At 36.2% G+C, this 6,085-nt stretch carries 6 protein-coding genes and 1 pseudogene; 6 read left to right on the top strand and 1 reads right to left on the bottom strand.

Annotated features, from left to right (window positions below):
* Positions 1 to 389, bottom strand: a pseudogene (locus tag BAQ44_RS31500) (LPXTG cell wall anchor domain-containing protein); the annotation flags it as partial.
* 202 nt (positions 390 to 591) lie between these two features.
* Between BAQ44_RS31500 and BAQ44_RS24785 the strand changes: the two are divergent.
* The 6 genes from BAQ44_RS24785 (at position 592) to BAQ44_RS24760 (ending at position 6,067) form a co-directional block, all read left to right on the top strand.
* Positions 592 to 1,470, top strand: a complete 879-nt coding sequence (locus tag BAQ44_RS24785; RefSeq protein ID WP_063261375.1) for an ROK family protein — start codon at positions 592 to 594, stop codon at positions 1,468 to 1,470.
* A 128-nt stretch (positions 1,471 to 1,598) separates the two neighbouring features.
* On the top strand, positions 1,599 to 2,195 hold the full coding sequence (locus tag BAQ44_RS24780; protein WP_001121586.1) for a TerD family protein: 597 nt from the start codon (positions 1,599 to 1,601) through the stop codon (positions 2,193 to 2,195).
* 23 nt (positions 2,196 to 2,218) lie between these two features.
* On the top strand, positions 2,219 to 2,803 hold the full coding sequence (locus BAQ44_RS24775) for a TerD family protein (protein WP_000146729.1): 585 nt from the start codon (positions 2,219 to 2,221) through the stop codon (positions 2,801 to 2,803).
* 80 nt (positions 2,804 to 2,883) lie between these two features.
* Positions 2,884 to 3,462 (top strand): TerD family protein, encoded by a 579-nt coding sequence (locus BAQ44_RS24770; protein WP_061676704.1) that lies wholly within the window; start codon positions 2,884 to 2,886, stop codon positions 3,460 to 3,462.
* 72 nt (positions 3,463 to 3,534) lie between these two features.
* On the top strand, positions 3,535 to 4,326 hold the full coding sequence (locus tag BAQ44_RS24765; RefSeq protein WP_061676705.1) for a TerC family protein: 792 nt from the start codon (positions 3,535 to 3,537) through the stop codon (positions 4,324 to 4,326).
* A gap of 109 nt (positions 4,327 to 4,435) precedes the next feature.
* Positions 4,436 to 6,067, top strand: coding sequence for a YceG family protein (locus tag BAQ44_RS24760; RefSeq protein WP_061676706.1), 1,632 nt, complete (start codon positions 4,436 to 4,438; stop codon positions 6,065 to 6,067).
* Positions 6,068 to 6,085 lie beyond the last annotated feature (18 nt).

The raw sequence follows: 6,085 nt of genomic DNA, 5'->3' as shown, positions 1-6,085 counted from the left end.
CCATTGCCACCAGAGCCGTTACCACCGGAGCCGTTGCCACCGGAGCCATTGCCACCAGAGCCGTTATCACCGGAACCACTGCCACCAGAACCGTTACCACCGGAACCACTGCCACCGGAGCCGTTGCCGCCAGAGCCGTTATCACCGGAACCACTGCCACCAGAACCGTTACCACCAGAACTGTTGCCGCCAGAACCACTATCGTCCTGAGAACCATTGTTTCCTGGTGGTTTATTATTATCTTTTGAGTTGCCTTCTGCTAAATGATCGTTATTTTGTACAATTGCGTTTGTTGCTGGAGAGAAGTTTTCCGTTGCTGCATTACCGATATTTAAACCGCTAAAAAAAGATAAAGAGAGTGTTGATGCTAAAATGAAGATTTTCGTCATTGTTTTCCTCCTAAGAAATTAATATTCCATCTAAAATACATCCCTTTGTAATATTTCTTAGGAAAAAGAGTTTTATGCAAAAAAAACTATATATAGAAAAAGGTGGTGTATTTCTGAAGAGAGAAAAGAGTTAGTGTAAATTCTTTATAATAGTAGAGTGGTGAGAATGTTACACGCATTACAATAGAGGAAGTGACAGCAGATGAAAGAATATATTGCATTTGATATTGGTGGTACACAAATTAAATATGGAATTGTTTCAGAAACAGGAACAGTACGAAAGCATAAAACAGTTTCAACAGAAATTCATTTGGGTGGGGAACAAATCATTCAAAAACTTATTCTTCTATCCAAACAATTAATGAATGAACATACGATTTCAGGAATTGGCATTAGTACTGCGGGAATTGTTAATATTCATAAAGGAGTTGTAACGGGAGGGGTGGAGCATATTCCGAACTACGCGACTATTCCTATTATCGATAGATTGCAAGAGGTATTACAAGTTCCTGTGTCTCTTGAAAATGATGTGAATTGTGCAGCTTTGGGTGAGAAGTGGAAAGGTATTGGAAACGGAAAAAGAAATTTTATTATGCTTACTCTTGGAACTGGTATTGGAGGAGCGATTTTTATAGATGGAGAGTTATACAGGGGACATTCTTTTAGTGCTGGTGAATGGGGAAATATGTTAATAGAAGGAAAGCAGTTTGAAGAGGTCGCTTCCATTTCAGGGTTAATTCGTCTTGTGCGAAAATATAAAGGTGAAAGTGATTGGAATGGAAAAACGATTTTCGAACTGTATGATAAAGGAGATAGAGAAGTTACGCAAGCGGTTGAGGTTTTCTTTAAACATTTAGCGATTGGAATTAGTAATCTTGCTTATATTTTTAATCCAGAAATGATTGTTATAGGTGGAGGAATTACTGGTAGAGGAAATCAGTTCTTAAAAGAAGTAAAAGAAGAGATAGAAAAATATTTAAACAAAGAGATTTATAGTAATTGTGAGATTGAACTTGCACAAAACGGTAATTGCGCAGGAATGATTGGTGCTATTTACCACTTCTTACATCATCATAAGTAAATTATATGAATGTTTTCATATAACTGAGAATTTATCCTTTTTATCACTAGGTAAATAATGCTACAATATAAGGGAAGAATACAATATTTTCCGCCTTGGAAAATGCTTTGTAGAAAGGAAGAAACTGCATGCCTATTATTTTAGAAAAAGGTCAAAAGATCGATTTAACGAAAGGACAACCAAAAGTAGCGAAACTACAGGTTGGCTTAGGCTGGGATCCAATTGGGCAATCAGGTGGGTTTCTGTCTTCATTATTTGGAAGTAAACCAAATGTAGATTGTGATGCATCTGTTGTGATGTTAGAAGGAGATCGTTTTTTAAACAAAAACGATTTAGTTTACTTCGGAAACAAGCTTTCTACTTGTGGTAGTATTATTCATTCAGGAGATAATTTGACAGGTGAAGGCGCTGGTGATGACGAAACAATTTTCGTAGAATTACATAAAGTTCCGAGCCGTATTAATCGTTTAGTATTCGTTGTAAATATTTATGACTGTGTAAATCGTCGTCAAGATTTCGGGATGATTCGTAATGCGTATATTCGTATTCAAAACCCGCAAACTGGTGAAGAATTAGCACGCTATAATTTATCGGATAATTATGCTGGCAAAACGACTCTAATTGCAGGTGAAATGTATCGTCACGGAAGTGAATGGAAGTTTTCAGCTGTTGGAGAAGGCACACAAGATAAAAACTTAAGTGAGATTGTATCACGTTATCAATAAAATAAACTGAGGAGGAATTGTGTATGGCATCAATTTCATTGAAAAAAGGACAAAAGGTAGACTTAACAAAAACGAATCCAGGTCTTTCGAAAGTTCTTGTAGGACTTGGTTGGGATACGAATCGTTATGACGGACAAAATGATTTTGATTTAGATGTTAGTATTTTCTTAGTGGGTGCTAACGGTAAAGTTTCAGGTGCAGAGGATTTCGTCTTCTATAATAACCCAAAAGGTGCGAATGGTGCTGTAGAGCATTTAGGAGATAACCGAACTGGTGAAGGTGAAGGCGATGACGAATCGATTAAAGTAGATTTAAAAAATGTACCTGCACATATCGAACGTATTTGTTTCACAATTACAATTTACGATGGAGAAGGTCGTAGCCAAAACTTCGGACAAGTTTCTAACTCTTTCGTACGTATTTTAGATGAAGAAAAGAATGCAGAGTTAATTCGTTACGATTTAGGAGAAGATTTCTCTATTGAAACAGCTGTTGTAGTAGGTGAATTATACCGTCATGCAGGTGACTGGAAGTTCAATGCAATCGGAAGTGGATTCCAAGGTGGATTAGCGTCTCTATGTAACAATTTCGGTTTAGATGTAGAGTAATAGCTTCGTATATCCATCGGTGAAACAGATGTTTACTGATGGATATATTTTTTAAGATTAAAATATAGAGGTGAATATAAATGGTTATTCAATTACAAAAAGGACAGAAGATTGATTTAGGTAAGACAAGTCCTGGTTTAACAAAAGCAGTAATTGGTCTTGGGTGGGATATTAAATCTTATGACGGTGGATCAGATTTCGATTTAGATGCATCAGCATTCCTATTAGATGCGAACGGAAAATGTACGAAAGAAACTGATTTTATCTTCTATAATAATTTACAGTCTCCTTGTGGATCTGTTATGCATACAGGGGATAACCGTACAGGTGAAGGTGAAGGCGATGATGAGCAACTTGTTGTGGACTTAAAGAAAGTTCCAGCAGATGTGCACAAAATTGCTATTACAGTTACGATTTATGATGCAGAAGGCCGTAGTCAAAACTTTGGTCAAGTAGGAAATGCGTTCGTTCGTTTAGCGAATGAAGAAACGAATGAAGAAGTTCTTCGCTTTGATTTAGGGGAAGATTTCTCCATCGAAACAGCAGTTGTCTTTTGTGAATTATACCGTCATAATGGACAGTGGAAGTTTAATGCAGTAGGAAGCGGTTTCCAAGGTGGCCTAGGTGCGCTTGTAAGAGCGTATGGCTTGGATGCATAGAAAGGAAACGATATTCGTTTCCTTTTTTTGACCTTTCTATAAATCTAGCAAAGAATAGGGGATAAAGGTAAGATGAGTATTTTGCAAGGAATCCTTGATACGTATGCTCAGTTTTTCGACTTGGACATGTGGATTAAAGTGTTGCAAGATCCAGTATCTTGGGGATTAATAGGTACACTTGTTGTACTTGAAGGTTTGTTATCTGCTGATAATGCACTTGTATTAGCAGTAATGGTAAAACACCTTCCGGAAGAAAAGCGTAAAAAGGCATTATTCTATGGACTCATTGGAGCTTATGTATTCCGATTTATTGCGATTGGAATTGGAATGTTCTTAATTAAATTAGCGTGGGTAAAAGTGTTAGGTGCACTTTACTTAGCTTGGCTTTCAGTTAAATACTTCATTGATAAAAGAAAAGGTAATGCAGAAGAAGAGGAAGCTCATGGTATGAACCAAAACAGTATTCTCTTCAGAATGTTTGGTGTCTTCTGGGGAACAGTTGCGATGGTTGAATTAATGGATATCGCGTTCTCTGTAGATAGCGTACTTGCTGCATTTGGTGTATCAAATGAAGTGTGGATTCTATTATTAGGTGGAATGCTCGGTATTTTAATGATGCGTGGTATCGCTGGTGTATTCTTAAAATTGTTAGAGCGTATTCCAGAACTGGAAACGACAGCATATATTTTAATCTTAATTATTGCAGCAAAAATGTTACTGTCTGTTATTCATATTGAAATAAGTCATATGCTATTCTTTATCATTTTAGTTGTAGCATTTGGAGCAACATTTATACTTCACTACATGAAGAATTCTGGACAAGCTAAAGAAGAAGTTGCAGCTACTAAAGAGGACAATAAATAATTGAAATGGGTTTGCTCGTTTTACGAGCGCCCATTTTTTATAACCAAAAATAGTTTATAATAGAAGAAAGACTTAGAAAAAACGTAAATGTTTTTGGAGGTGAACTGTTATGTTTTCACGTTTTACACTTCAACCATATGGATTAAAAGATGAATCAGATTTAAAGCAATTTGAAACACTTTTAGAAAAACGCCCACAATATGAACTGACAGAGAATGAGATGAAATTTAGTTATATAGCATGTCGAATCCTTGGCGTTCCTAATGATGTAGATGAATATTTTAATGAGCTATTTGATTATAGTGAAGCAAAAGGAATCGAAGTTTTACACGAACAAAATTTAAACAAAGTGATTGATTCGGAAAAGCTTCGTCATATTCAAGAAGTGTTCGGATTACATCAAGAAGCACCAAACGGTCTGACAGTAAATAGGCTAGTGGCACACTTATCTGGGAAACAACTTTTACCGAAAGTAGACAATCCTGACTTACAGCATTATATACATACGACGTTTATTTCTGTATTGAAATTGTATGAGAAACAACATAACCAATCGTTAAAAACAGAGGGATTCCGTCGTTTCTTAATTGATATAATTAAATTAAGTGAAAATTACGTAGCGAAGTGGTTTTCTACAGTTAATTATAAGAAACAAATGCCGCGTATCGTTTGGTACGGTGATGCGACGGAAAGCCGTATATATTTCTTATACTTCCTTATTATGCTCGGCTGTGATGTACTTTATTATCATCCAGAAGGAAAAGATGGATTTGAGAATGTTGATGAGGAAGGAAGAAGTTTTGTTGTGTCTCATTCAGGTCGCATTTCTCTTGAGCCATTTCCAGATCGCCGCCGCGAACGTGTTGCAACAGTAGCGTATCAAGCTTCAAAAGAAATTGAGCAAGTACTTCACCACGATAATTCACTGCTGTACAAGCCGTGGCAATTCCGTTCATATACGCCTGTAGCTCGTACGCTCAAAACAACGTATGATGAACTCTTTTTAATTACGAAAGAAAAGGCATTTGTACGCCCGACATTCTTTGTTGAGAATAAACACATTTATATCCCTTCTTTATTTGCAAAAATATCAGGTGTTTCAAAAAATGATAAAGAGTATTTTCAGCGATTAAAGGCTGTTACATCATTTGATAACAGTTTATTAATTAATACATTCCCGTTTACGAAAGAACAAAAAGCAAATTTCCAATATCATTACCGAGATGCTTTAGACCGCGGGGGGAAATTACATCCAGATTTAATTATGAACAGTCATTGGTGGCCACATAAACGATTGCCAGAAGGATTACAACATGGTATTGCAGAGGCGATCATTCATGCGTGCGAAAGTGAAATGTGTAAACCAATTGCAAAAGAGACGAAACAAGATGTAGCGCTATATGTTTTCGCACAACTTTCTCAAATACCACCGAACATTTTAGAACAGCTTGAGAAATTTGATTATTCACAAGATGTACCGAAAATTGTTATATTTAATAATGAGAAGAGTGGAGAATTAACTCGTTCTGATGCTGTTTTATTACTATTTTTAAATCAAATAGGAGTAGATGTATTTCACTTCAATCCAACGGGACGAAATGATATTGAACCGTATATTGATGCAGCAGCATTTGATTCACATTGGCTTGAAGAAGTTAATTTCGATCTTGAGTTTCATGGTTCATCAGCCTATAAAAATTTATCACAAACAATAAAAGGACTATTTCGTCCATTTTTATAAGGAAAGGGAGAATACCAT

Origin of the sequence: Bacillus mobilis, assembly GCF_001884045.1 — a bacterium.
Classification (GTDB): Bacteria; Bacillota; Bacilli; order Bacillales; family Bacillaceae_G; genus Bacillus_A; species Bacillus_A mobilis.
This window is presented reverse-complemented; position numbering and strand designations above follow the sequence as displayed.

Bases quoted from the DNA above. Each gene is read 5' to 3' on its own strand.
- BAQ44_RS24785 (WP_063261375.1), top strand. From the start codon at position 592: ATGAAAGAATATATTGCATTTGATATTGGTGGTACACAAATTAAATAT.
- BAQ44_RS24780 (WP_001121586.1), top strand. From the start codon at position 1,599: ATGCCTATTATTTTAGAAAAAGGTCAAAAGATCGATTTAACGAAAGGA.
- BAQ44_RS24775 (WP_000146729.1), top strand. From the start codon at position 2,219: ATGGCATCAATTTCATTGAAAAAAGGACAAAAGGTAGACTTAACAAAA.
- BAQ44_RS24770 (WP_061676704.1), top strand. From the start codon at position 2,884: ATGGTTATTCAATTACAAAAAGGACAGAAGATTGATTTAGGTAAGACA.
- BAQ44_RS24765 (WP_061676705.1), top strand. From the start codon at position 3,535: ATGAGTATTTTGCAAGGAATCCTTGATACGTATGCTCAGTTTTTCGAC.
- BAQ44_RS24760 (WP_061676706.1), top strand. From the start codon at position 4,436: ATGTTTTCACGTTTTACACTTCAACCATATGGATTAAAAGATGAATCA.